Annotated in this window: 18 protein-coding genes; 8 read left to right on the forward strand and 10 right to left on the reverse strand. The window is 52.5% G+C overall.

The features are described 5' to 3' along the window. Positions 1 to 3: 3 nt before the first annotated feature. A complete protein-coding gene (locus KDM89_RS03620; RefSeq protein ID WP_212686597.1) occupies positions 4 to 1,608 on the reverse strand; it encodes an FAD-binding oxidoreductase in 1,605 nt (534 codons plus the stop codon). A 99-nt stretch (positions 1,609 to 1,707) separates the two neighbouring features. Between KDM89_RS03620 and KDM89_RS03625 the strand changes: the two genes are divergently transcribed. The 3 genes from KDM89_RS03625 (at position 1,708) to KDM89_RS03635 (ending at position 4,281) form a co-directional block, all read left to right on the forward strand. Continuing rightward, complete coding sequence (locus KDM89_RS03625; protein ID WP_212686598.1) at positions 1,708 to 2,751, forward strand: AraC family transcriptional regulator; 1,044 nt, start codon at positions 1,708 to 1,710, stop codon at positions 2,749 to 2,751. Between the two features lie 137 nt (positions 2,752 to 2,888). Further along, positions 2,889 to 3,647, forward strand: coding sequence for a cupin-like domain-containing protein (locus KDM89_RS03630; protein ID WP_212686599.1), 759 nt, complete (start codon positions 2,889 to 2,891; stop codon positions 3,645 to 3,647). Next, positions 3,640 to 4,281: a hypothetical protein gene (locus KDM89_RS03635; RefSeq protein WP_212686600.1), complete on the forward strand. Its 642-nt coding sequence runs from the start codon at positions 3,640 to 3,642 to the stop codon at positions 4,279 to 4,281. Before KDM89_RS03630 ends, KDM89_RS03635 begins: the two co-directional genes overlap by 8 nt. Before the next feature lie 31 nt (positions 4,282 to 4,312). Here KDM89_RS03635 and KDM89_RS03640 read toward each other — a convergent pair whose 3' ends face one another. The 3 genes from KDM89_RS03640 to KDM89_RS03650 all read right to left on the reverse strand — a co-directional run bounded on the left by KDM89_RS03640 (position 4,313) and on the right by KDM89_RS03650 (position 11,605). Next, a complete protein-coding gene (locus KDM89_RS03640; protein WP_212686601.1) occupies positions 4,313 to 6,541 on the reverse strand; it encodes an ATP-binding protein in 2,229 nt (742 codons plus the stop codon). Next, complete coding sequence (locus KDM89_RS03645) at positions 6,538 to 8,271, reverse strand: ABC transporter substrate-binding protein (protein ID WP_212686602.1); 1,734 nt, start codon at positions 8,269 to 8,271, stop codon at positions 6,538 to 6,540. The genes KDM89_RS03640 and KDM89_RS03645 overlap by 4 nt, the downstream gene beginning before the upstream one ends. Before the next feature lie 568 nt (positions 8,272 to 8,839). Then, positions 8,840 to 11,605 (reverse strand): ImpA family metalloprotease, encoded by a 2,766-nt coding sequence (locus KDM89_RS03650; RefSeq protein WP_212686603.1) that lies wholly within the window; start codon positions 11,603 to 11,605, stop codon positions 8,840 to 8,842. Positions 11,606 to 11,924: 319 nt separating this feature from the next. On the opposite strand from KDM89_RS03650, the gene KDM89_RS03655 reads away from it, so the two are divergent. Next, complete coding sequence (locus KDM89_RS03655) at positions 11,925 to 13,010, forward strand: M29 family metallopeptidase (protein WP_212686604.1); 1,086 nt, start codon at positions 11,925 to 11,927, stop codon at positions 13,008 to 13,010. On the opposite strand, the gene KDM89_RS03660 is transcribed toward KDM89_RS03655, so the two are convergent. From KDM89_RS03660 to KDM89_RS03675, 4 genes are all read right to left on the reverse strand, one after another. Continuing rightward, the gene (locus KDM89_RS03660; RefSeq protein WP_212686605.1) at positions 12,966 to 13,445 is read right to left on the reverse strand and encodes a hypothetical protein; all 480 of its coding nucleotides are present in this window, start codon (positions 13,443 to 13,445) and stop codon (positions 12,966 to 12,968) included. The two genes, KDM89_RS03655 and KDM89_RS03660, sit on opposite strands and share 45 nt — an antisense overlap. 318 nt (positions 13,446 to 13,763) lie before the next feature. Then, positions 13,764 to 14,132: a response regulator transcription factor gene (locus KDM89_RS03665; RefSeq protein ID WP_212686606.1), complete on the reverse strand. Its 369-nt coding sequence runs from the start codon at positions 14,130 to 14,132 to the stop codon at positions 13,764 to 13,766. A 215-nt stretch (positions 14,133 to 14,347) separates the two neighbouring features. Continuing rightward, positions 14,348 to 14,986, reverse strand: coding sequence for a response regulator transcription factor (locus KDM89_RS03670; RefSeq protein ID WP_212686607.1), 639 nt, complete (start codon positions 14,984 to 14,986; stop codon positions 14,348 to 14,350). After that, on the reverse strand, positions 14,979 to 16,835 hold the full coding sequence (locus KDM89_RS03675; RefSeq protein ID WP_212686608.1) for an ATP-binding protein: 1,857 nt from the start codon (positions 16,833 to 16,835) through the stop codon (positions 14,979 to 14,981). The genes KDM89_RS03670 and KDM89_RS03675 overlap by 8 nt, the downstream gene beginning before the upstream one ends. Before the next feature lie 371 nt (positions 16,836 to 17,206). Between KDM89_RS03675 and metG the strand changes: the two genes are divergently transcribed. From metG to KDM89_RS03690, 3 genes are read left to right on the forward strand one after another with little or no spacing between them, the layout of a single operon-like run. After that, positions 17,207 to 19,258, forward strand: coding sequence for a methionine--tRNA ligase (gene metG, locus KDM89_RS03680; protein WP_230427657.1), 2,052 nt, complete (start codon positions 17,207 to 17,209; stop codon positions 19,256 to 19,258). A 4-nt stretch (positions 19,259 to 19,262) separates the two neighbouring features. Continuing rightward, entirely contained in the window at positions 19,263 to 19,742 is a 480-nt protein-coding gene (locus KDM89_RS03685) for a GNAT family N-acetyltransferase (protein WP_212686609.1), read from the forward strand. 24 nt (positions 19,743 to 19,766) lie between these two features. After that, complete coding sequence (locus KDM89_RS03690) at positions 19,767 to 21,554, forward strand: aminopeptidase P family protein (RefSeq protein WP_212686610.1); 1,788 nt, start codon at positions 19,767 to 19,769, stop codon at positions 21,552 to 21,554. A gap of 641 nt (positions 21,555 to 22,195) precedes the next feature. On the opposite strand, the gene KDM89_RS03695 is transcribed toward KDM89_RS03690, so the two are convergent. After that, positions 22,196 to 23,110, reverse strand: coding sequence for a LysR family transcriptional regulator (locus KDM89_RS03695; RefSeq protein ID WP_212686611.1), 915 nt, complete (start codon positions 23,108 to 23,110; stop codon positions 22,196 to 22,198). Between the two features lie 102 nt (positions 23,111 to 23,212). Here KDM89_RS03695 and KDM89_RS03700 point away from each other — a divergent pair, with 102 nt between their 5' ends. Beyond that, positions 23,213 to 24,229 carry a YeiH family protein gene (locus KDM89_RS03700; protein ID WP_212686612.1) on the forward strand — a complete coding sequence of 339 codons (1,017 nt, stop codon included), beginning with the start codon at positions 23,213 to 23,215 and terminating at the stop codon, positions 24,227 to 24,229. Between the two features lie 29 nt (positions 24,230 to 24,258). Here KDM89_RS03700 and KDM89_RS03705 read toward each other — a convergent pair whose 3' ends face one another. Then, positions 24,259 to 24,978: a PilZ domain-containing protein gene (locus tag KDM89_RS03705; RefSeq protein WP_212686613.1), complete on the reverse strand. Its 720-nt coding sequence runs from the start codon at positions 24,976 to 24,978 to the stop codon at positions 24,259 to 24,261. Between the last annotated feature and the right edge of the window lie 226 nt (positions 24,979 to 25,204).

The raw sequence follows: 25,204 nt of genomic DNA on the forward strand, positions 1-25,204 counted from the left end.
TGATCAGACTCCTTTGCCGGCAACACATTTGCCGGGATTCATCATGTCCTGCGGATCAAAATGGCGGTATATGCTGCGTATTGCATCCAGCCCCGCCTCACCTTTTTCTGTATGCAGATAAGGAGCATGGTCCAGACCAACGCCATGCTGGTGGCTGATCGTGCCGCCGAATGCCGTAATCGATTCAGACGCAGCCCTTTTCAAACGTTGCCAACGGCGTAAATCGGTCTGATAGTCACCACTCAGACGATAGACAAAGGTTGTGTACACGCTCGCACCCTGCGTATATACATGGGACAGATGGGTGTAGGTATGAACCGTTTCCCCGTCTTCTGCCAGCGCTGCACGGGCAGCCTGTTCTACGGCTTGCATCATTGGTGTAATCCCCGGCCAGTCAGTTGCTGTTTCCACCGTATCAATTGCGTATCCCATGTCCCATAAGGTATTACGCAGATACACATTGCGGAAACGCCCGTGCTGCCACTTCTTTCCTAACAAAGTACCCAACCCGACACCGCCGTGCAGCCGCCAGACCGCTTTTGCCTGCTGCAAAGCCTGCCGCACCTGCAATGCGCTGCCGCTGGCACCGATAATCGCCATACATTTCTGTTCCGCACAGCCGCGCCAGCGCAGATATCGCTCCAGCCATGCCACTTGCTGAACATGCCCTGCCAGCTTCAGGCTGGTCGCAGTTTCAGTGGCATTCGATAAACGCAGCATTGATAAAGGCATTTGCTGTTGCGCCATCTGACGTAAAGCCTGCCGCCCGCTTTCCCAATCGGAAAAGCACACTGCAATAAAGCTTTCTTTTTCAGGCAAACGCTGAACACGCACCGTTACATCGGTCAGCACACCGATTCTGCCCTCCGAACCCAGCACAAGTTCACGGAGGTCGGTACCGGCCGCAGAAGCCGGAAAAGCGCGGATGTCCAGCGTACCGGTCGGTGTTTCCAGATGTCCGCCGGCAAACATTGCTTCAATACGACCGTAACCCAGCGATTGCTGACCAGATGAACGTGTGACTACCCAGCCGCCCAGACTGGAATATTCAAACGATTGCGGAAAATGTCCCAGCATAAAACCATGAGCACGTAGCTGAGCCTCCAGATCGGGGCCGAGCACGCCGGCACCGAAAGTCGCCAGTTGCGCTTCCTTGTCCAGCGATTGCAATTGCATCATGCGCTGCATCACCAGTGTGATCACAGGTCGTGACGAAGCCTGCACATTGACATGCCCGGCAACACTGGTCCCGCCACCGTAAGGAATCACCACGCAGCCGAGCTGCGCCGCCCGCTGCAACACCGCACGGACCTCTTCCCTGCTTTCCGGAAAAGCCACCGCATCCGGTGTTTGTGCGATCTGTCCGTAGCGTAATTGCAGCCAGTCGGGCAGGCTCTGACCCAGACTGTAGCGGATACGCTGTGCAGGATTCGTCGTCCATAGTTTTGTGTCGCCCAGTCTTGATGCCGACAACCGGGCAACAGCTGTGTTGAAATCCGCATTTGGGCCAGTTTTAGCCTCTCCGAGCACTTCGCGCAGGAATTGTTTTGCCTCCGGCACCAGTGCCAGCTGAATCTGCTCATCTCCCCAACCATTCCATCGGCGCATGTTGTCCGTCCTTTTTTCCGTTTTCTGACAAGTTGCCGTAAGATTAGCGGGGTTCGTCAGGTGCGTATTGCGCACAGACGTCAGGATTTTTGCGAAAACATGCCAAACACTGCTTCCCGCCCTGCCAACGGATTATCAACCACACACATGGTCAGCCTTGCGTATCTGCAACCGCTGCAGGATGTGCTGCATGCCCGCAACAGTTCGCTGGAAAAGCTGATGCAGCATGCCGGTTTGCGCTATCACGCAGGAGCCGACGTCATCCCCGCCAGCCACTATCTGCAATTACTCGATGCCGGAGCGGCGCTGTTTGATGACACTTTTTTTGGTCTGCACTGCGGTGAAAAGACACGGCTTGGCGCTTATAACGTGTACGGACTGATACTGATGAGCTGTCAGGATCTCGGCGAAGCGCTGCACCAGACTATGCGCTATGAAGAGCTGGCACATGATCTGGGACGATCTGAATTGCTGACCGACGGCGACTACGCCGAATACCGCTGGCACAGCCATTTTCCGCAAGCCAGTCGCCATCTGGCGGAAAGCGTGTTCGCCGGTATCCGGGTCTTTGCCGACTGGTTTGCCGGTCAGCCTTTACCTCCGGGCGAATTGCGCTTTCAGCATGCGGCGCCACCGGATTGCAGCGAATATCTGCGGGTGTTTGGCGCTGTACCTGCATTCAGCGCAGATTGTCATGCGGTGCGTTTTCCCTCCGCCTTACTCAGTTTGCCGGTACCCAACGCAGATCAGTCGCTGGCAAGTATGCTGCGTCAGCATGCAGAAACACTGCTGCAAAAAAAACGGCAGCAAGCCATGCCGGAAATCGTGCGGCTATTGCGGCAATTATTTGAACATCAGTTGAAGAGTGGCGAGGTAAAGCTTGCCGACGCTGCTGCCCATCTGCAAATGAGCGTACGTACACTGCAAAGAAAACTATCTGATGCCGGCACTGGTTATCAGCAAGTACTGGATCAGACCAGACATGAGCTTGCTTGCCTGTATCTGGCCAACCCGCAACTCAGCCTGACGGATATCGCATTCCTGCTCGGCTATCAGGAACAGAGCAGCTTTCAGCATGCGTTCCGCACCTGGAGCGGCGTGACCCCGGGCCAGTACCGGCAACGACTGCATAAGCCAGCATGATGCTAATCGCTGCTCGCAACAGCAAAAAACGCACATTCTTGTAATTTTCTGTAAGTAATAGAAAGTAAATATTTAAATTAATAAAATTTAATCTCTGCCTTTCTACAATGCGGCCTTTTTTCTGACAGGCCACCCGCATGTTGATCCGACGCATAACAGCGCCGAGTGCTGACAAAATTAAGTCTGCCATTACCCGCCTCGATACACCTCTGCTGATTCAGAACAATCCGGAATTTGCCAGTTTCTGTGAAGTGTGGAATTTAGAATCCATGCCATCAGAAACGGAAGATCAGCTGGTTCGCATAGTGACAGCTAACCGCGAACGGGAAGCGACCCGTTTCCGTGAAGTCAGTCTGCATCATTTTCTGAACAGTCTGCACTTACGTCAGGAACAGGATTTTCGCTACCTGAAAGAATTTCCGCTCGCCGCTTTGCACCGGCGCTTACCTGAATATCTTGCGCAACACCGGTTTATTCCGAAATCCGGCATTGCAGGCAGTGCTTGGATAGGCAGCGGTCAGACAACCACTGGCACCCATTTCGATTTATTCGATAATTTACTGTTTCAGGCCGATGGTAAAAAAGCGGTCTGGCTCGCGCCTCCGTATGCGATTTCCCGCCGGCAGTATGCACGCAAATACGACCGCTTTGCCCGCCTGGCAACGCCGGAACTGGCCGGGCTTTCAGATGCTGTCCGCATCGAAGTTCAACGCGGTGATTTGCTGTTTATCCCGCGCCGCTGGTGGCATCAGGTGCAAAACCTGACTCCTTCTTTCACCATCAGCGGTTTTCACTACAGCCACACTGAAGTGCTGACGCGGGCAATTCCTGAATATCTGCGCCACGGCGCACATTGTATTAACCCTTTCCGACGAGAGTGTACCTGCCATGTCTGATTTAACCGTACGTTTGCTGAGCAATGCAGATCTGGATGCCCTGCTGGCACTGGAACATAAAAAATGGGAGCCGTCGCAGTGCGCAACCCGCGAGATGTTATCAACCCGGCTGCAGCATCTGGATAAAACCAGCTGGGGTGCGTTTCGACCGGACGGCGAGCTGGTCGGCAGTTTATTTGTCATGCGCAAATGCCGCCAGCGGCTGGCTGCAAGTACAAACTGGTATGAAACAACCCATGGCGGAATTGGCTTTCCGCAGGATGATGCGCCCTACTGGTTTGGCATCAGTCTGACTTGTGACGATATTCACGCGCAATCCGCTTTATTCGCCTTTGCGATGCAACGCGCGCTGGAACAAGGTATACGTTCAGTTTTTCTCGGCTCACCGGTTCCGGGTTTCGCGAAAGCACGTCAGCAAGAACCTGAACTGAGTCTGCTAACTTATGTCAGCCGGACCCGCAGTGATAAGCGCGGCGGGTCTGCTGTTCCGGCCGATCCTCAGCTCTACTATTATCATCAGCGCGGCTTTAACCAGATACTGGCAGCGCATGAAAACTATTTCGAGCATGCCGCTGCATTAAACTGCGCTGCACTGCTTGAATATGTGCTGATACCTGAACCAATTGCTGCATGATTACAGCACCGACCGGAATGCAAAACTCCGGTCAGTGCTGACTATCCGGCGCGTGCAAGGGCAGAATCAGAGTGAAGGTTGTGCCTTTGTCCGGCTCACTTTCCAGATGAATACGCCCACCGAGTATCTCCGTGACGAGGTTGTACACAATATTCATCCCCAGACCAGAGCCACCCTGACCAAATTTCGTTGTAAAGAAAGGATCAAACACCTTACTCAGGTGATCTGCTGCGATGCCATGTCCGTCGTCACTGAACCGGATTTCGACAGAGTTTTCTGCATTCAGCGTCGTCGACAATCGCATCAGGCCTTTAGCTCGCCCTTCGAATCCGTGACGTATCGCATTCGCAATAAAATTACTGATAATCTGCCCCAGCGCGCCCGGATAACTGTTCATACTGATACCCTCCGCCAGCTGCGTTTCCAGCTTATAAGGGGTTTTTAAATACATCGACGAATTCGTCAGCAGAATCTCCTGCAGTGTCTCTTTCAAATCGAACTGACGCCGCATATCGCTGGACTGGTCAACCGCAACGTGTTTGAAACTGCGTATCAGTTCGGAAGCACGTCCAAGAGACCGCATCAGTACATCTGCACCAAAACTCAGGTTATCCAGTAACTGATTCAGCATGGATCGTTTTAACTGCCCGCTTTCCATCTCACGACGGAAGCGCCGTATTTCATCCTGCAGCGTACTGGTTACCGTCACGCTATTGCCGATCGGTGTATTCAGCTCATGCGCAATTCCGGCGACCAGCGCCCCCAGCGATGCCAGTTTTTCTTGCCGGATCACCTCTTCCTGCATCATACGTACCGATTGCAATGCCTGTGCCAGTTCTGCATTCGATTGCTCAAGATTGCGCGTTCTCTTTGCAACCCGCTCTTCCAGCTCGGCATTCAGTTCGAGCAATTTCTGCTCCGCGGCCAGCTCACGGGTCACATCCAGTGGCGTGACGATATAACGTGTTTCATCTCCGACAAAAATCTTCCTCGCGGATAACAGGCAGGTCCGGACAGCACCGTCCGAACGGACCAGTTCGGCCTGAAACTGGTCAATCTGCTGATCTTCAGCTAGTTGCCAGACAAATTGGGTCAATTGCTCAGGATGTTTCCAGAATCTGACCTGCCAGTCTGCCTGCTGATCTTTCAGCACCGATTTACTGTAGCCGAATAAATCCACCCAGGCCTGGTTGACAGTTTCTATTTGCCGGTGCTGCAAATCAACCAGAGACAAAGCCAGCGGAGATCGTTCAAAAATTTCGGAAAATTTATATTCAGCCTGACGCAGCACCAGTTCTGAACGACGCAGTTTTGAAAGCTGCCGACTCAGCAAGCCCATCATCACCATCAGCGCAGCCAGCACCAGAGCGGTGTACATCAGTTTATGCTGTACCCGTTTTTCCCAGCCGGCCAGCATGCTTTCAAAGTCGCGACCGTAGACTACCGTCACCGGATAATTTTTAATTTTTCTGAATACATACAAACGCCGGAATTCATCGTCCAGCCAGCTGTCATCTTCAATCTCGCCTTCATTTCCCATTGCGGCAAGCCGTGTAGTCGCATCCTCTGCGGCGATATCACGCCCCGCATAACGTGCCTCAAACGGTGAACGGATGATAATAAATCCCGCATCGGCAATCAGCGCCAGCATGACATTATTTTCAACAGCGATGCCGTTATATAAATCACCAAAATAAGAAAGACGAATATTGGCACTCAGAATGCCAGTCTGCCTGCCCTCAGCGTCATAAACATAACGGGACAGGGGCACAACCAGTTGGCTGTCATACGGACTCTGATACGGATGACCGAACACAATCCGGGTATAACCGGGATTCAGTAATAAAAACTGAATATCATCACGGTCAGCCACATTCACACTGTGCGCAGGAAAATCAGGCGACTCAACCCAGCTTTCGCCGTTTGGATGAATGAACTGCAGCGACTTCATAAAACGGGAATCCTGAAGTGCGTTCAGACGCAATAAACGCTGAATCCGGTTTTCATCACTGCTGACATCTGCAATTTGCTCCGCAACCGCATCCAGCTTACGGGCACCGTCTTCGAGCGTCTGTGTCACATGCTCTTCAAGAATCCGTATTGCCACATGACCATTCGATTTTTCTGCTTCAATGGTTTGTTTACGGTCGTCGGTAAGACTCCAGTATGTCTGTACGATAATGGCGAAAGCCATGCCAACACCCAGCAACAATAAGCTGAGTTTATGCGAGACAGCACCATTATCCTGTTTTGGCGTCATCGCAATCTACCTTCCTTCCACGCTTGCAGTAAGCGTTCGTAGGGGATTGTTTCTCCGGGAGGTTTTTCATTGGGCAAGGCTTGCCATGGCGCACCTTTACTTGTCAGATAGCGGTCGCCGTGTTGCTTAGCATTCAGTTTCGGCGCGCAATGCATCATGCCCTGATGCTGCAACTTTCCAAGCACATCATCCATTTGTTGCGCCAGTTGCTCCATTGCTTTAGCTGGCGACAATTTTCCATCAACTGCCAAGCCGATATTTCTCCACCAGAGTTCAGCCATTTTCGGATAATCCGGCACATTGGTTCCGGTCGGCGTCCAGGCAATGCGGGCGGGGCTGCGGTAAAACTCGATCAGTCCGCCAAACTGGTCCGCATGTTCTGTAAAGTAAGGATGCCGGATATCGGATTCGCGGATAAAAGTCAGACCGGTAATCGATTTCTTTAGTGAAACCGTGCGGGATGTAACAAACTGGGCGTACAACCAGGCAGCAGCCTTACGCCAGCGTGGTGTGGATTTCAAAAAGGTCCAGCTTCCTACATCCTGATAACCATTCTGCATTCCCGGTTTCCAGTATGCGCCGTGAGGCGAAGGTGCCATTCTCCAGAGCGGCTTACCCGCAGCATCGGTCACCGGCAAACCCGGTTTATTCAGCGCGGCGGTAAACCCTGTGTACCAGAAAATCTGCTGTGCGATCTGGCCCTGTCCAGGCACCGGGCCAGCCTGAGTAAAGTTTAATCCTTTTGCCTCCGGTGGCGCAAAACGGTTCAGCCAGTCAAGATAATGACTCAATGCGTAAATAGCTGCCGGTGAATCCGTTGCTCCGCCACGCTCGACTGATGCACCGACCGGCGTACACTGATCACCGGCGACGCGAATCCCCCACTCATCGACAGGCAGCCCATTCGGCAAACCTTTGTCCGCCACGCCTGCCATCGATAACCATGCATCCGTAAACCGCCACCCAAGCGAGGGATCACGTGCGCCGTAATCCATGTGTCCGTATACCCGTTTCCCGTTCAGCTCACGAACATGCACCGAAAAAAACTCAGCAATATCCTCGTAAGCCGACCAGTTCAGCGGTACACCAAGCGGATAACCATAGCGGTCACGGAATTGTTTTTGCAAATCTTCCCGTGCAAACCAGTCAGCGCGAAACCAGTACAAATTCGCGAATTGCTGATCCGGTAACTGATAAATCTTTCCGTCAGGGCCAGTGGTGAATTTCAGCCCGATAAAATCCTTCAAATCCAGCGTCGGACTGGTGAAATCGCGCCCCTCGTCCTTCATGTAATCGGTCAGTGACTCAACCAGTCCGTAGCGATAATGTGTTCCGATCAGATCGGAGTCAGTTATCCAGCCATCATAAGCGCTGTCGGGACCGTCCATCGCTTGCCGAAAACGGCTGACCAGCGTCCCTTCCGGAACAATTTCATGCACAACCCGAATACCGGTGATTTCAGTAAATGCTTTAGCCAGAACATTCGCTTCATAATGATGGGTGGCCAGATCTTCAGAAATAACGCGGACTTCACGAATCCCGTTCAGACGCAGACGGTCTGCAGCGAGAACAAACCAGCGCAATTCAGCACGCTGCTGTTCGGAGGTCAGAGAAGATGGCTGAAATTCTTTTTGAATCCAGCGGTCAGCATCCGACTGTCCGGCCATTACGGAAACACAGGTCAGTGATGCGGCAATCACAACAGGCACAGTCCATCGATTTAACCTCATGAATTTCACTCCAACGCAGCCAAAGCGCAGTTGAACATCACTGCAGAACACCGGTTCGGTTTTCCGGCGTTACTTTTGCATAAAATAACGGATGCCTGCCTGTGCGAAAAACGATGCATTCAGGTAAGAAGTACGCTAAGCCATTATAGGTATGACGCTTTAACAACTGCAAGCGAGTGCTGGCAGTCAGGCTGTCAGAATGCGGAATTTTTGGGAAAGCACAAAATAAAAACGGAGCCTCGCAGGCTCCGTCCGGAATTCGGGACCGGCGACCACCGCTAAGCAGCAAGCACACCGGACTGCCGTCATACATATCGGTTGTATGTACAGCAGCTGTTGCAAACTATATCACACACCATCACAAAACCGCACAGTCCGAAGCGCACCAGTATCGTACTTACAACAATTCAAAATCACACCACTGTAAAAACAAAACCGGCCAGACGCTTGCGCAGTCTGACCGGTACCACCGTCATACATATCGGTTGTATGTACAGCAGATGAGTGAACTTTATCAGATCAATACTACAAAATCATGACATAAAACAAAGTTTATGCTTCATGTTAATCAGTACGGATACGCTGGCGTTTTACCGTCAATATCCACCCACATGCCAGTTTGTACCTGATTGCCCTTACCCGGCGCCAGCGCATACAGCCACAGTGGTGCAACCGGCAACTTCAGATCAGAAACGGAATCCAGCGAACGCTGATCAAGCGGAATACCCCAGGCTGCAAAATACTGGCGCATGTCCTGCCCGATAATTTGAGAGCTCAGCACATACAACAGATCATGGTTTGTAATCGTATTGTTCGCATATCGGCCCATCGCATATTTCGATGCATTTGCTGTCGTCCAGTCTTTCGCCACCAGTCGGTCAGCTTTCGTCAGCAAGGTCAGATATTCCAGCGAAGTATCGACAGTCGGTTTATCCATGCCCAGACGGAAGCGTGTATAAAGGAAACCAAGCTGAAAATGCACTGCGCGCATTGCATTCTGATTATCACTGTTCCACAAACGGTTGCTCATCTCGGCGATCAGATCGTTACCGGTCTTGCCGGTTGCACGGCTGGCGCTCAGGTAGCCATACAAGCCTTTGTAATCAATGCGGTCACCGCTGACATCTTCGCCGGAAACCGCATAGTTGCGCATCGCAGATGCTGTCGACAAAATATTGTTATCGCACTCGACTACGCAACCTGCCGTACCCGGTGGAACGATATGGTGCACGCGCTGAACAGTATTATGACCCAGTTCATGCCACCAGCCCCAGCCAGCCGCAATACCAGCGAAACCATCCGACGGATTGCCTGAACACAGGAAGCCGCACGTAGCGATCCAGCCGACAAAATGCTGAACACCCGGTGCGCGATGCATATCACCGTCACAAGTCCATCCCAGCTTGTCGCATACTGCTTTGACATTGGCAGACATCGCCATATTGCTGTAACCATTTGCGATATGGTTAGAGTCAAAAATGCGTGCGCGCAGATTGTCCTGAATATAGTCACGCGGATCTTTAGTACCAATCACACTCAGCGCATAAGCATTGGTTTGATGTACTTCACCACCGACGAATTTTGAAGTCTGCCAGCCAAATACTTTAGATTTAATCACTGCAGAGGCAGCATCAATCTCTGCCTGCGACATGTCTTTCGTAAAATCAAAATGACCATACTTCGCACCACCTTTAATTTGCAACTTAACGACTTTACCCCCGGCGAGGCCGCTGTAATTCAGGTAAAGCGGACCACCAAACGGTGTCACAAATACGTTATCTGTCGCTGCAGATAAAGGAATGTTCGGGGAAATCGGTTTACGCGGACGACCATATTTTTTGCCATCAGAAACCGGATCACCCCAGGTACGTGCAAACCCTGACTGCACCCCCAGAGAACCACTCGCTGCATCAACAACACGAATCGTAACGGGTTTACCGGGTACTGCAGCCCGTCCGATTGCAGTGATCCCGCTACCCTGTGCGATGGTGACATCAATGCTTTCGAAATCTCCGCTGACAGGCATTGTGGTCGCTTCTTTTGGCATAAAATCGCCATAACCGTTCGGTGCAATTGTTGTCTTTCCGCGGTTGAACACCACCCAGGAGTCACTGGCAAAAGTACGCAAGAAATCTGGCGCTGTCGATTTTTGTTCAGGTGGCAACTGGCCGTATTTCGTCACCGACGGACGCCACAAATCTGCCCACAGCACCAGCAGTTTATGCAAATCCATTGTGGTGCCACTGAACAGATTCACGCCACGACCCTGAATACCGTTAACTTCATTCATTACCAGCGTTACCGGATCCAGCGGAGAGCTGTCTGCAGCGAAGTCCCACAATAATTGATCGCTCTGCAGTTTCTGGATCGTGCCAATCAAACCGGCCATCTTATCTGCCCGACCGATCGTGTCTGCTGCAGTTCTCGTATTGGAAATTTTCAGATCATCAGCGGAAGCAAAATAATTGCCCGGATAACCGCCAATATCGATCCCCATTGCATTCGCTACTTTTCTGCCACCACCGGATTCAATCCAGCTCGGCGCAAAATAGACGACAGACTTACCGGCATTCAAGTAAGTCTGGATCTGAGTACTCAGACCGGCAACATCTTTTGTTCCGCCACCGAATACCATCAAATCCGTATTCTGCCAGCAGGTGTTTGCCAGATCTGTCAGATCACAGGAAACTTCCTGCGCTTGCCAACCGGATTTTTTAAAAAAATTATTTACATTAGCAGCACCGTAGCCCGCTACCGTAAATTTAACGGTTGCCGGCATTGCCGCATCCGGGTTTCCGGTTACCAGCCATGTCATCACGCGCTGAAATAAAGGCAAATGCTGTTGCTGACTGGTTGTTCCCGCCATCCATGACAGTACATCAGCACCATAAGCAAGACCACGGCCCTTACCGACGACCGAAAAAGCCGCCATGCCGTTATTGCCATCTGCGTTCAGAAATCCCACAGCAGACGTCGAGTTCTGCGGATAAACGGCGATACTGTTTCCGGTATATGTCAGTGACTGATCCAGATCAGCACCATTTTTTCGCAAAATGCTGCCCAGCAACGTAACTTGCTGCTGCTGAACGTTACCTGCAATCACCAACGCTTTTTGCAGCAAGCTAGGCTGAGCGGCGGCAGGCTCTAGTCCGGATGCATCACCGGTCTGCATCGCAGCTGCAATCTTTTCATCCAGAGTCGGCACTTTAGGCGGAGTAACAACACCAGTATTGCTGTCTCCACTTGATCCGGAACCAGAACCTCCTCCGCCACCACAGGCCGCCAGCAGCAAAGCCGCAGCGAGCAAGCTTAATTGTTTTTTTAACATTTGCATACCAATCTGTTATCAGGTCATGAAGTTGGCTGACGTCACACCAGAAAATCAATCCGGGCGCCACAGCAAGCCGGGGGAGCCTGAATCTCTAACTAAAAAGCAAATTTTCTGTTTCGTGAACAGATGTGCAATACCCGGAACAACGGATTCCGGTTTCTGACGTCAGCCTGAAAAAGTTTACGTGTGGCAACCGGTTTTTACTATTGCACTTTGGTGCAATCCGACACATTTCTCAATATTGATACAGCACAGACTGGCAGCGATGACGCGTTGAACTTGGTAAAATATTCAATTCGCCTGAATTACCGGAATCAATCGTATGTCACCGACCAGTACTGCTCAAACCAGTGAGTTCCTCTTTTCCGCAACCGGGCATACCGCAGCGATTCTGCAACACGCATTCCTGCATGATAATCAACAACCCGCATTAATCATTTCTGATTACAGATGTGAACTCGCCACAATCCTGACCGGCGCATACCAGCAAAATCTGCCGCAGGCGGCGGTCTTGCATTTTGATCAGTTAGCACCGCAACAAGTGCTCGATCACATTCTTGCCCTGCCTGCAGGTGCACTGGTTGTATTAATTCAATCCACCCATTTCCGGCTTGAAGCCTATCGTTTACGGGTTGAATTATTTAAGCGCGGCTTGAAAATCATTGAACATCCCCATCTGGAGCGCATGCTGCCGGACGAAATAAGCGCATATATTGACTCCCTCGCTTATGACCCGGATTACTATCGCAACACGGGTAAAGGTCTTAAACAACTCATTGATCGTGCAAATCAGGGAATCATCGTCAGCGGTGACGGTGCTCAACTGGTGTTCAGTGATGGCTTTGAACCTGCAAGACTGAATGTTGGCGATTACAGCGGCATGCAAAATACCGGCGGACAATTCCCAATTGGCGAAGTGTTTACCGAGGCGTGTGACCTGGAAAAAGTCAGCGGATGCGTCCGTATCTTTGTTTTCGGCGATACAAGCTTCCGTATCAATGAACCGGAAACGCCGATTACGCTAATTGTTGAAGCGGGCAAGGTAGTTACCACCGAAAACAGTACACCGGAATTTGATACTGTTCTGGAAAATATTCGTCGTGATGAAGGCGGAATCGTCTGGGTAAGAGAACTTGGCTTTGGACTAAACCGTGCTTTTACAGCAAGCCGACGGGTCAGGGACATCGGGACCTATGAACGTATGTGCGGCATTCACTTATCGCTGGGTGCGAAACACGGCAGCTATGGCAAACCGCATATCAAACGTGGTGAAGGCCGCTACCACATTGATGTTTTTGCTATTACTGAGCAAGTATGGCTGGATCAGCATAATGTCTTTCAGGATGGCAAATGGCAGTTGCCATCAGAAGCCAGCCTGAGCGAACTCGCAGTGCCCGCTGAGCGCTGACTGCAGGCGATTCTGCCAGTCCGGCTGCGCCAGCGTTTCCGATAACTGACGCAACATGCGCAGCACATCCAGTTGTCGTGTCAGCACAGGTGCAAATCCAAACTGGGATAAATGCGCCAGATCAAAATCGACCTGCACACCGCTGAGCATCAGCGCTTGCAACATCAGATGTCCGTCTGCATGCAAAACTGCCAGCGCAGGTGCACCGTTTTCCTGTTCGGGGAACGCGATATCAAATGCGCCATCCGGGAACCAGTCATGTAAACGCTGCGCCAGCGCGTGACGACTCAGATGATGCGGCTCCTGCGGACAATACACCAGCACATATTCGTGCGGTGCAATCAGGATCTGATCAGATTCTTCAGGCAAAACTGATGCCTGCTCTGGTCGCTGCGATAACAAATAACTGACAACGGCTGCATCCAGCGTACTCATCCGGCTTCCTTCCCGATTCGGGTTTGATCTGAACTTCAATGTCTTAAAACACTTGCATGCATCATCACGCCATATCGGAACAGCGCACATTGTCGCCATCCGTCCCGAGTTGCCACGTGGCATCTGGTGCATTGTTCGATTGTAGGAAACTTACGCTGTGCTTCATATTGCACTTTGGTGCAGTCTGACGCATATCCGCAGAAATTTTATTGAAGGGATCTTTATTACGGACGACAAGACAATAAGTCGTTTTATGAAAGTATCAGTCTGCAAACAATTGCAGATCATGACCTACCACGGGGAGCAAGAGAGAATAGCTTACACAACGGACTGGGCGTCACGCAGTGACTGAAGCAGATTCAGTAATTCTGATTTTTCAACTGGCCGGCGTATAACCGGTAAAGCCAATCCGGGAACTGTGCGAGGCAGGCGTGGCGCCACGCGCTCATCTGCCATCAGAATCAGAGGAAAGCGCTGGCGCAATGCACTCAGCCGCTCACTAAGATCTGTTTGCGTCAGCATGCGTTCACTGACCTCCAGAATAACGCAGCCCGGCGTGTTGCTTTCTGTGTTTGCGAAATCAGTCATTGCGTCGTAACACTGCACTGTGTACGCATAAGCACCAAGCACCAGACTCAATACAGCCCGCTCGAAATCGTTGCCGGAAATAATATGGGTTACAAACACAAGAGTGCCTCAGAGAAACGCAAAAAACTGCCGATAAACCATTCAACACGTAAACAAATCGTGCAGACAGATTTTCGCCGTGATAATGCTCGAAACCCCGAGTATACGTAACTGTGTGGCTCTTGCCTATCGTACTTTGGTGCAAAACTGCAAATGATTGAAAATAATCGTATCTTTTTTATCGCTTAAAACTGACATTAATGAAATAATTTTTTCTATTTTTGTGCTTGCGTCGAATTCAAAACCCCCAATTGCGTTGCCTGAAGAACAAGTTCTGCAAGCGTATCCGCCTGCATTTTCTCCATCACACTGCTGCGATGGGCTTTGATCGTGCGCTCAGATGTACCAAGTTCAAATGCGATTTGCTTATTCAGCTTGCCGCGCACAACCTGATGGAAAACTTCCAGCTCGCGCTCGGTCAGTTGCCCCAACCGGTAACGCAAATCATCCAGCCTCACCCGCTCTGAACGGGCTTTTGCACTGCGCTGATGCGCTGCATCAACTGCACGCAATAAGTCTTCTTTTCTTACAGGCTTACTCAGAAAATCATCAGCTCCAGCTTTAATAGCACGTACGCTCATTGAGATATCGCCATAAGCAGTCAGAAAAATGACAGGTACGGGACTTTGTCTGCGGTTCAGTGCTTCCTGTACTTCCAGACCACTCAGGCCAGGCATGTTCACATCCAGCAAAAGACAACTGACCACATCTTCCGGCTGCATCTGAAAGAAATGCGCTCCGGATTCGAACGTCTGCACACGATAACCACAGGCCTGCAACAAAATACTCAGTCCTGACCGTACCGAAGCATCGTCGTCAACCACATACACAAGGGGTAAGCTTTGCTCACTCATGATGACCGCGCAGTAAAGGAAGTTTGAAACGCATAATGCCGCCGCCGAGACGGTTTTCTGCCCAGATATGGCCGCCGTGGGCCTGCACAATCGATGCACTGATCCACAAGCCCAGACCAACCCCTTCGGGCTTGGTTGTGAAAAATGATTCAAAGACGCGCTCGACACCCTGATCGAAACCCGTACCTGAATCGACGACCGAAATCCTGACCTGATCGCTGGCATACAGACTGGTTTCCAGCGTAATAACCCGCTCTTTCCCTTTTTTACGGTCAATCGCATCCATACTGTTCAGTATCAGATTCACCAGTACCTGCTGCAACTGTACGATATTGATAGAAACCAGCATACCGTCCTGCCCCAGATTTTCACGGATCTGAATGCGGCGCACTTTCGCTTCAATCGATAAGAAGTTCAGAACCTTTCTTACCAGCCAGTTAATATCCACCGGCGTGAGTTCTGTATCGGACTTTGTCAGCAAGCCCTTCATATTGCGTATCAGCTCGTCCGCACGCAGATTATCGCGGCGGATATTCTGCAGAGTTTCATGCAGCAGATCATAGGCCGGCGGTTCACGCTTTAAGAAAATCATCGCCGCTTCCACGTTCGACAAAATCGCCGCCAGTGGTTGCATCAGTTCGTGTCCGATCGCTTCGTTATAAATCGAAGCAGTCATTTTGCGATTCATTTGCGTAATCTGGCTCAATACCTGACGCGAAGCATCCACTGCGCTGGAATGCAAACGACGCTCAATCACCAGTGTGATCACTGCAATCAGTAACAACAAAAAAGTAGCGAAAGCAGCGATCAGATACCAGCGATACGCTTCCCAGATCGTTGGTGTGTAAAAGCGGCGCTGCGTACCGGCAGGCAAACGCGAATCAGGTATCTGCCAGCGTTCAGCCTGATGATTGTCCAGCAGCGGAATGAAACCGGAACTGATCAGATCATGCGAACCTTCTTTCCCCGCTTTCGCTTTCAGCGCAAGTGCAGCAGTTTCCTTTGCCAGTTCTGCAAAATCAAAACTCAGGGCCACCAGTGGCCCCTTACCTAACTGCCCCGGCTCATCAACAATCACCGGATGCTGTGCCTGCGCCAGTACCGCTTGCAATACATCTGCACCGTACTGACGCGCACTGGCGCGGTCGGCTGTCTGCATTCCCTGGAAAATCACGCTGCCAGCGGGCAGTTTACGAACTTCCTCAAGTACTTCCGTCAGCGGCAAATGCCTTAAATCGCGGATACTCAGCTCATCCGACATTTGCATCGCCTGCTGGCGAAAAAAAGTACGATTCATTTCACCGGGTGGTACATTTCCGGTCAGCACCAGTTGGCGAGTGCCCGGCAGCATGGTTTTGACGACATGCACTACGTTTGAAAAGTTTGCCCGCAATACTTTGCCGTTAAAATGCGGCGGCAAATTCATCTGGATAACATCCACATCGCTGGCCAGCGAGAATACGACGGGCGTCCCCGGCCACATCCACTTTTCGTATTGCAAACTGAAACGCAAGGCCTGCTGACCGGTGACGATAATGACATCCGGCGGCATATTTTTATATTTGTCGCGAAACCATCTGGCCAGATTCAGGCGATAAGTCTCATAAGGAAACTCCTGCAAATCCAGCGATTCGTGATACAGCGTAACATTTCCCGACTCTTCCAGCGACTGCTGCAATTGCCCGTAAAATTCCTGCAAACCCTGATCGCGCCGCGATTCAGGTGTCAGCAGCAATATCCGCTTACCTTCCGTTGCATAAGCATCCGGAATCACGCCGGCAATACTGCCCGTGATCAGCAACAAGCAAATCAGGATGCGAAAAAAAGAGGAAGCAAATCGTTGTGACATGCGTAATCACTTCACAGAGCGCAGAAACGGCTATTGAAAGAGGGAAACACCATCGCAGGATGCAGACAGCAACAAGCAGCACGTGCAGAAAACAGCATCTGCCACAACCGGCACACAGCATCAGATAATTGCGCGAAGGCAATGAGAGCGGAATTATCTTCGAAATTGTTCTGATCAGCAAAATAATTTACTGATTAACGGTCAGCATTTCCATATTTTCAATTGCAAAGCTGATTACAAATCCGCACAAAGCAAGGCAATCCTGTGCATCAGGAAGAAGTCTTCAGATTTCCGGCGCGCCATAAGCGGAAATTCACCCCCGTTCGCTGCTAGAATAACGCTCTTGTTCTATCTCTATGATTGCCACTCCTATGACCAGAAAGTTGTTTGTCACTACCGCTCTACCTTATGCCAACGCGCCCTTCCATCTGGGCCACATCATGGAATACATCCAGGCAGATATCTGGGTGAGAAACCAACGAATGTCTGGCAGTGAAGTGCATTTCGTAGGGGCAGATGATGCGCACGGTGCGCCTATCATGATCGCCGCTGAAAAAGCCGGTCTGACACCACAGGAATTCGTCGGCCGCATCGCTGCCGGCCGTCAGCAATATCTGGATGGATTTCATATCCGCTTTGATAACTGGCATTCAACCGATGGCCCGGAAAACCATGCGCTGTCGCAAGACATTTACCGCAAACTGAAAGCTGCCGGTTTCATCATCAGCAAAACCATTGAACAGTTTTTTGATCCGGTCAAAAACATGTTCCTGCCGGACCGCTACATCAAGGGCGAATGTCCGAAATGCGGCGCGAAAGATCAGTACGGTGATTCATGTGAAGTGTGCAGCGCTGTGTATGCACCAACCGAAGTAAAGAACCCGTACTCTGTACTGACAGGTGCCACGCCGGTTCTGAAATCATCTGAACATTTCTTCTTCCAGTTATCCAATCCGCAATGCGTTGAGTTTCTGCGCAGCTGGGCATTGTCTGATAACCGTCTGCAATCTGAAGTCGCGAATAAATGCCGCGAATGGCTGGAAGGCGAAGGCGGTCTGGGCGACTGGGATATCAGCCGCGATGCGCCTTACTTCGGTATCGAAATCCCGGATGCACCGGGCAAGTATTTCTACGTCTGGCTGGATGCGCCGGTCGGCTATCTGGCTTCGCTGAAAAATTATTTCGCGAAAACCGGTCGCGACTTCGATGCATTCATGGCGGATCCGCAAACCGAACAGATTCACTTCATCGGTAAAGATATTACGTATTTCCATACACTGTTCTGGCCGGCGATGCTGAAATTCTCCGGTTACAAAACACCGGATTCCGTTTACGCCCACGGTTTCGTCACCGTCTCCGGCGAAAAAATGTCGAAATCCCGTGGCACCGGTATTTCGCCGCTGCGCTATCTGGAAATCGGCATGAATCCTGAATGGCTGCGTTATTACTTTGCTGCCAAGCTGAATGCAAAAGTGGAAGATCTGGATCTGAATCCTGACGATTTCGTCGCCCGCGTTAATGCAGACCTGATTGGTAAATACATCAACATCGCCAGCCGCGCATCCGGCTTTATCACCAAACGTTTTGACGGCGTAATCAATACGGCATGGGCAACTGACAGTGATGAATTCCTGAGCCATATCCGTGCTGCCGCTGGCGAAATCCGCGCGTTTTATGAAAACCGCGAATACGGTAAAGCCCTGCGCGCCACCATGGAACAGGCAGACTACATCAACGCTTATGTAGATGCCAACAAACCGTGGGAACTGGCAAAAAATGCTGATAACAATGCGCGCCTGCAGGAAGTGTGCAGCCGCTTGCTGGAAGCCTTCCGTATCCTGACGATTTATCTGAAACCGGTACTGCCTGCGCTGGCAGCCAAAGTGGAAGCACAACTGAATATCGGCGAACTGAGCTGGGCAGATGTGAACACCCCGATGGCAGATCAGCACAAAGTCAATGCCTACGAGCATCTGATGCAGCGCGTTGATATCAAAGTATTTGACGACCTGTTCGACCCGCCAGCGCCGGCAGCAACTGCTGCTGCAGAACCGGCAGCGGCCAGCATTGAACCGATTGCCGAAGAAATCAAAATTGATGACTTCGCCAAAGTCGATCTGCGTATCGCCAAAATCGTCAATTGTGAACACGTTGAAGGTTCCGACAAACTGCTGCGTCTGACACTGGATGTTGGCGAAGGCCGCACCCGCAATGTGTTCTCCGGCATCAAATCCGCGTACCAGCCGGAACAACTGATCGGCAAATTCACCGTGATGGTGGCCAATCTGGCGCCGCGCAAAATGAAGTTCGGTATGTCGGAAGGTATGGTACTGGCCGCATCCGCTGCGGATGAAAAAGCCAATCCGGGTCTGTACATTCTGGAACCATGGGCTGGCGCCGAGCCAGGCATGCGCGTCCGTTAAGCGTATGCCCGACCTTACGATACGCGAAGCGGGTCAGACCGAAGCGGCACTGATTGCCGAACTGACCCGCCAGTGCTGGGCCAACAAAGTTGCGTCCAGCTCCAGCGGCCACCGTGAAAACACGGAACAAGTCGCAGCAGAACTCGCGCATGGCGGCGGATTCATCATGTACCTCGATGATGTTCCCGCCGGGTCCGTACGCTGGCTGCCAGTGGATATGGATGCCAGTATCTGGGAAATGCGGCGCATGGGTGTCCTGCCCGCTTTCCGTGGTCAGGGCTACTCTGAGCACTTACTGGAAGCAGTGATTCTGGCCGCGCAGACTGCCGGCATTGAAGAACTGCGACTGGGTGTGCGCATTGATCAGCCGCGCCTGTTGGATCTCTATGCCGCTTACGAATTTGAACTGGCACCTGAGCTGGACTATGCTCATGCCAACCCCGCCGAACCCAAACCTTATGTGATGCGCCGCTTTTTGCGCTGAACCCGCCTTCTCCGGAAATCTTTCATGAACACGATACCAGAACGTATATCCGCACTGCGTCAGGCGATGCAAGCGCAGCAGGTGCATGCCTGCCTGATTCCTTCTGCCGATCCGCATTTATCCGAATACCTGCCGGAACGCTGGCAAGGCCGTGAATATTTTTCAGGCTTCACCGGCTCCGTCGGCACCCTGATCGTTACCGCAGACTTTGCCGGTCTGTGGGTGGACAGCCGCTACTGGAGTCAGGCCGAAACCGAACTGGCTGGCACCGGCATCACGATGATGAAAACCAATTCCGCTGCTGCCACCAGCTATATCGAATGGCTGGCACAACATCTGACCACAGGTCAGGTGCTGAGTGTGGATGGCATGGTGCTCGGTCTGACAACTGCCCGCATGCTGGAACGTCAGGCGGCGCAATCCGGCTTTATCCTGAAAACCGATACCGATGTGACCGGCCTGATCTGGCACGACCGCGCCAGTCTGCCGACTGCAGCGGTTTACAGCCACATGGCACCGTTCGCGGTTGTCAGTCGCGCGGAAAAGCTGGCGCAAGTCCGTGGCCGCATGCAGGAACTCGGCGCACAGCATCACCTGATTTCTACGGTGGACGATATTGCATGGCTGCTCAATCTGCGCGGCGGCGATGTCAGCTACAACCCTGTATTCATTTCGCACCTGTTGCTGAATGCAGAACAAGGCACGCTGTTTATCGCCGAAGGCAAAGTACCTGGCCCGATTGCCGCTGAACTGGCTGCCGACGGTATACAGATCGCCGCTTACAACAACACCATCGCTGCATTGTCTGCCCTGCCTGCGGACAGCAGTGTGCTGATCGATCCGCGCCGTGTCACATATGGCTTGCGCTCTGCGATTCCGGCCAGCGCCAAAGTCATTGAAGCAATCAATCCTTCCGTGTTTTTTAAATCCCGTAAAACTGCCGGTGAAGCGCAGTTTATCCGTGAAGCGATGGAACAGGATGGCGCTGCGCTGTGTGAATTTTTCAGCTGGCTGGATAAAGCACTCGGACAGGAACGTATCACCGAAATCACGATTGATGAACAAATCTGTGCGGCGCGTGCCCGTCAGCCACACTTCATCAGCCCGAGCTTCGGCACCATCGCCGGTTTCAATGCCAACGGCGCAATGCCACATTACCGCGCCACACCGGCATCCCATGCTGTGATTGAAGGCGACGGCCTGCTGCTGATCGATTCCGGCGGCCAGTATCTGAACGGCACTACCGACATCACCCGCGTGGTGGCGATCGGTGAAGTCAGTCAGGCACAAAAGCGCGATTTCACGCTGGTGCTGAAAGGCATGATCAACCTGTCCCGCGCCCACTTCCCGACTGGCACGCTGTCACCGGCGCTGGATACGCTGGCTCGCATCCCGCTGTGGCAGGAAGGCATTAATTTCGGCCACGGCACCGGTCACGGCGTCGGTTATTTCCTGAATGTGCATGAAGGTCCGCAATCGATCAGCCCGACCATCGCCGAACCACACATGGCATTACTGCCGGGCATGGTCACCTCAAATGAACCAGGCATTTACCGTCCGGGACAATGGGGTGTGCGTATCGAAAACCTGATTCTGACCACCGATGCCGGCGACGAAGGCTTCGGCAGTTTCCTGAAATTCGAAACCCTGACCCTGTGCCCGATCGACACCCGCTGTCTGGATACCAGCCTGATGCGCGACGATGAAATCGCGTGGCTGAACGATTATCACGACACCGTCCGCGCCCGCCTGTCTCCGCGTGTCAGCGGCAACGCCCTCGAATGGCTGCACCGTGCGACGCAACCGGTCTGAGTCGTCATCAGAAAACAGCAAGTGGCGTTTGAGTTTTACACTAAACCGCTGATGGTAAAAATGAGGAGCACTGCTCCTCATTTTGCTTTCTGGCGGCAAGATGTGGCTGACATCAAATCACTGCAAAAAAGCATTGTTCGGGTTACCTCTGTTGCTTGCAACTCGACAATCGCCGCCGCAGGCTATGCATTTTGTATAAGTACAGATACGATACCAGCCGGAATTTGTATTTTTCTATCTCTCACTGATAGTACGTACAACAAAGGACGCATCACCGATGAAGTCTGCTCTGAACACTGCCGCTGGCGCTATGGCCGGCACTGCCATTTATAGCTGGCTGACCAGCACCCCTGCTGCGCTAGATCTGCAGCGAACGCTGTGGATTGGCGTAATCACATTTTTTCTGCTGAGACTGTTTCAACTGCTGAGGCGCTGACGCTTCGCGAGGCGTAGCGATCGACGCCGCGCCGCCTGCCACAAGCCAACACCAGACCGGACGCGCAAAGCATGCCATTTTTGCACTACTTTGGTGCAAAATGCGGACTTCAACACAGCTTTTTTAGCCTGTCGCCTTGTCGTCGGCGACAGCTCTGGCTTTCCGGGGCATGGCTTTTTCAGCGGATGCGGGTTTCTGCATAGTGTCAGGTGTTGCTGACGGGTGGTTGCCACTGGCGCAGGTACTGAAATAAGGCGGTGGCGGCTTTGGTGCGGCTTTTTTGCGGGTGCCAGATCAGATAGAGCTGGCGATACAGGGTGCCGGTAGGTAGTTGCAGTTCGGCCAGCGTGCCATTGTTCAGCATATCGGTGACAGCGATGCGCGACAGGTAGGCGACGCCGAGTCCGGCGGCGACGGCTTGCTTGATGGCTTCGGACTGCCCCAGTTCTGCCATACGCGGATGTTCGCCGAGCAAGGGGCGGATTTGCTGTTCCCAGACTTCGCGGGTGCCGGAGCCCGGTTCGCGCAGCAGCCATTGCGCCTGCTTCAGCGCTGCCAGCCGCTGACCGGGACTCATGTTCAGCAACGCGTCCTCTCTGGCGCACACCAGCACCAGTTCTTCCCGCAGCCAGGGTTCGCAGGCCAGTTCCGTCTGATGGCATTCTCCTTCGATCAGCCCGACATCCGCACGCAAACTCTGCACCAGCGCAATCACATCAGCAGTATTACGGATCAGCAATTCCGGCAGACCGGTGGTCAGCGACGGCGGCAGTTCGCGTCTGGCTTGCGCCAGCAGTGGCGGACAATAGTAATTGCCGATGGTGGTACTGGCCGCAAAACGCACCCGTTGCCAGTTGCTGCCGGTGCTGAAATCCTGTTGCAGCGTCTGCGCCTGATCGAGCAAGGCTTGCGCCTGCATTCGCAGCGCCTCGCCTTCCGCATTCAGTGCCAGACGCTTGCCGATGCGTTCAAACACGCGGGTATCGAGCTGGTTTTCCAGTTCGTGCAAACCGGCACTGACAGCCGACTGCGATAAGCCCAGCTGTTCCCCCGCTGCCGCAGTGCTGCCGCAGTCTGCAATCGCCATAAAAATTTCTAACTGCCGGAGCGTGATACGCATGTTATTAACCAGTTTTTTAGCTTAATTTGATTAGTTTAATCCGTTTTACAGCTTGATTGTACGGGTTTAGCATGCGGGCATTGTTTTGACTGAGGTTTCATCATGTTGTCGCGCATCTCTGCCCGCCTGCAAGCTTTTTTACCCGGTACGGCACTGGCCTTGCTGGTGGCTTTATTGTCTTTATGGCTGGTGGTGACATGGATTCCGGTCAGCGCCGGTCTGACGCCACTGCATCTGAGCCTGATTGCGGGTTGCTTACTGGCACACAGTCTGCCGGCCAGCTGGCAATCACATTGTGCTGCCGGACTGGGCTGGTCGCGCCAGACGCTGTTGCGACTTGGGATTGCACTGTACGGCTTGCAAGTCAGCTGGTCCGATTTAGCCGCACTTGGGCCGGCAACGCTGCGCGATTCGATACTGGTGGTGTTTTCCACGATAGGTCTGGCGGCCTGGGCTGGCCCGCGCTTACTGGGGCTGAACCGGCGTGAATCCTTGCTGATCGGTGTTGGCAATGGTATTTGCGGCGCGGCAGCGATTATGGCGGCATCAGACACTCTGCGCGCACGTCAGCAGGAAACGCAGGGAGCGGTTGCCGGTGTGATGCTGTTCGGTACGCTGAGTATGCTGCTGTATCCGTATCTGGCCAGCCTGCTGCATTTGTCTCTGCATGGCACGGCAAGAGCGCTGGGCGGCACGATACAGGAAGTCGCGCAGGTACTGGTTGCAGCGCGTCAGTTTGATGCCGACGCTCTGCCCGCCGCGATCGGCAGCAAAATGTTCCGCGTGATTTTACTGACACCGGTGATTTTATTGCTGAACCGTCAGACACCAGTCAGCGATGCAGACGGCGTGCGTGCGCAAAGCCGTCCGGCTGCTGTGCCGTGGTTTATTCTCGCGTTTATTGCGGTGATTACCGTGCATCCGTTGTTGCAACTGAGCACAAATGCCCATGCAAATCTGATCCGGGCTGATCAGCTGATGCTGACCATGGCGATGTTCGCACTGGGCATGCAAATGCAGATTCCGGCGCTGATCAAAGGCAGTCGCCGTACGCTGGGACTGGGAGCAATGTTATGGGGCTGGCTGACATTGTGCGCAGCACTGATTGCCACCAACTGAAACCGGGGAAACTGCGCTGGCAGCGATGTTCAGCGCAGATGCGGTTTATGTGCGCTTTCTGCCATCACCAGCTTACGCAAACGGTTCGCCTGCGGTTCCGGCAAATCAACAATTTCAAATCCCATTTCCAGTATGTGACCGCGCACAACGCGGTTACGCAAGCGTGCTGTCACCTGAAAATTCTGACTGTCTTTGATCATCAGATCGGCGACGCACTCCTGATCCATCAGCGCCAGAAAACGCGCTTCTTCGCTGACATCGGCAGATAAACGGAATCCGCGCTCGCTGAAATCTCTCAACTGGCAGCGGTATTCGCGCAATTGTTCGTCCAGAATGCGCACCTGAGAATGGGTATCGGCCAGATAAATACGCAAATAACGGCGGAACTCTGAGCTGAGTAACTGATCCGGCAATGGAAAGCGCCAGAAATACGCCAGCGCATCCTGCCAGTTGCTTTCGGTTTTTACGGTCGCCAGGTAATTTTTAACGCCGTCAGAAAAGGCCATGTTCAGGGTTTCGCGGTCGCGCGCCAGTTCAAACACAGGATCGGTGGAACTGATTGTCACCAGCGCATCACTGACCTGATAGCCATGAAAAACTGCATGAACAACATGCTGCTCTTCTTCACCGAGCAAGCGCACACCGGCATGTTTTTCGCAGGCAGCAAGAAAGATGGCGTGAATGCGCTCTGCATCCGCAATCACCGGCGAGTTAACCGGCCGGCCTGTGTTCTGTTGCCCTTGCGTCAAGAGTGGATCCCGGGTCAGAACCGAATAAATACGCCGCCACCAGCCTGCCATAAAACTACTATCCTGCTTATCAAACTAATCTATCCTGCCGCAATCTTTTTTTGCTGTACGGCACCCCAAACGCCGCCATTTGCAGCGCTGCGACACATTATCCTGTTCGGTCTGAGTCCGCAACGGCACCAGCGCAACTTTTGCACAGATGTCGCAATAAACCACACTCCGGCAA

Source organism: Cognatundibacterium luofuense (genome assembly GCF_018139685.1).
Lineage (GTDB): Bacteria > Pseudomonadota > Gammaproteobacteria > Burkholderiales > Burkholderiaceae_D > Undibacterium > Undibacterium luofuense.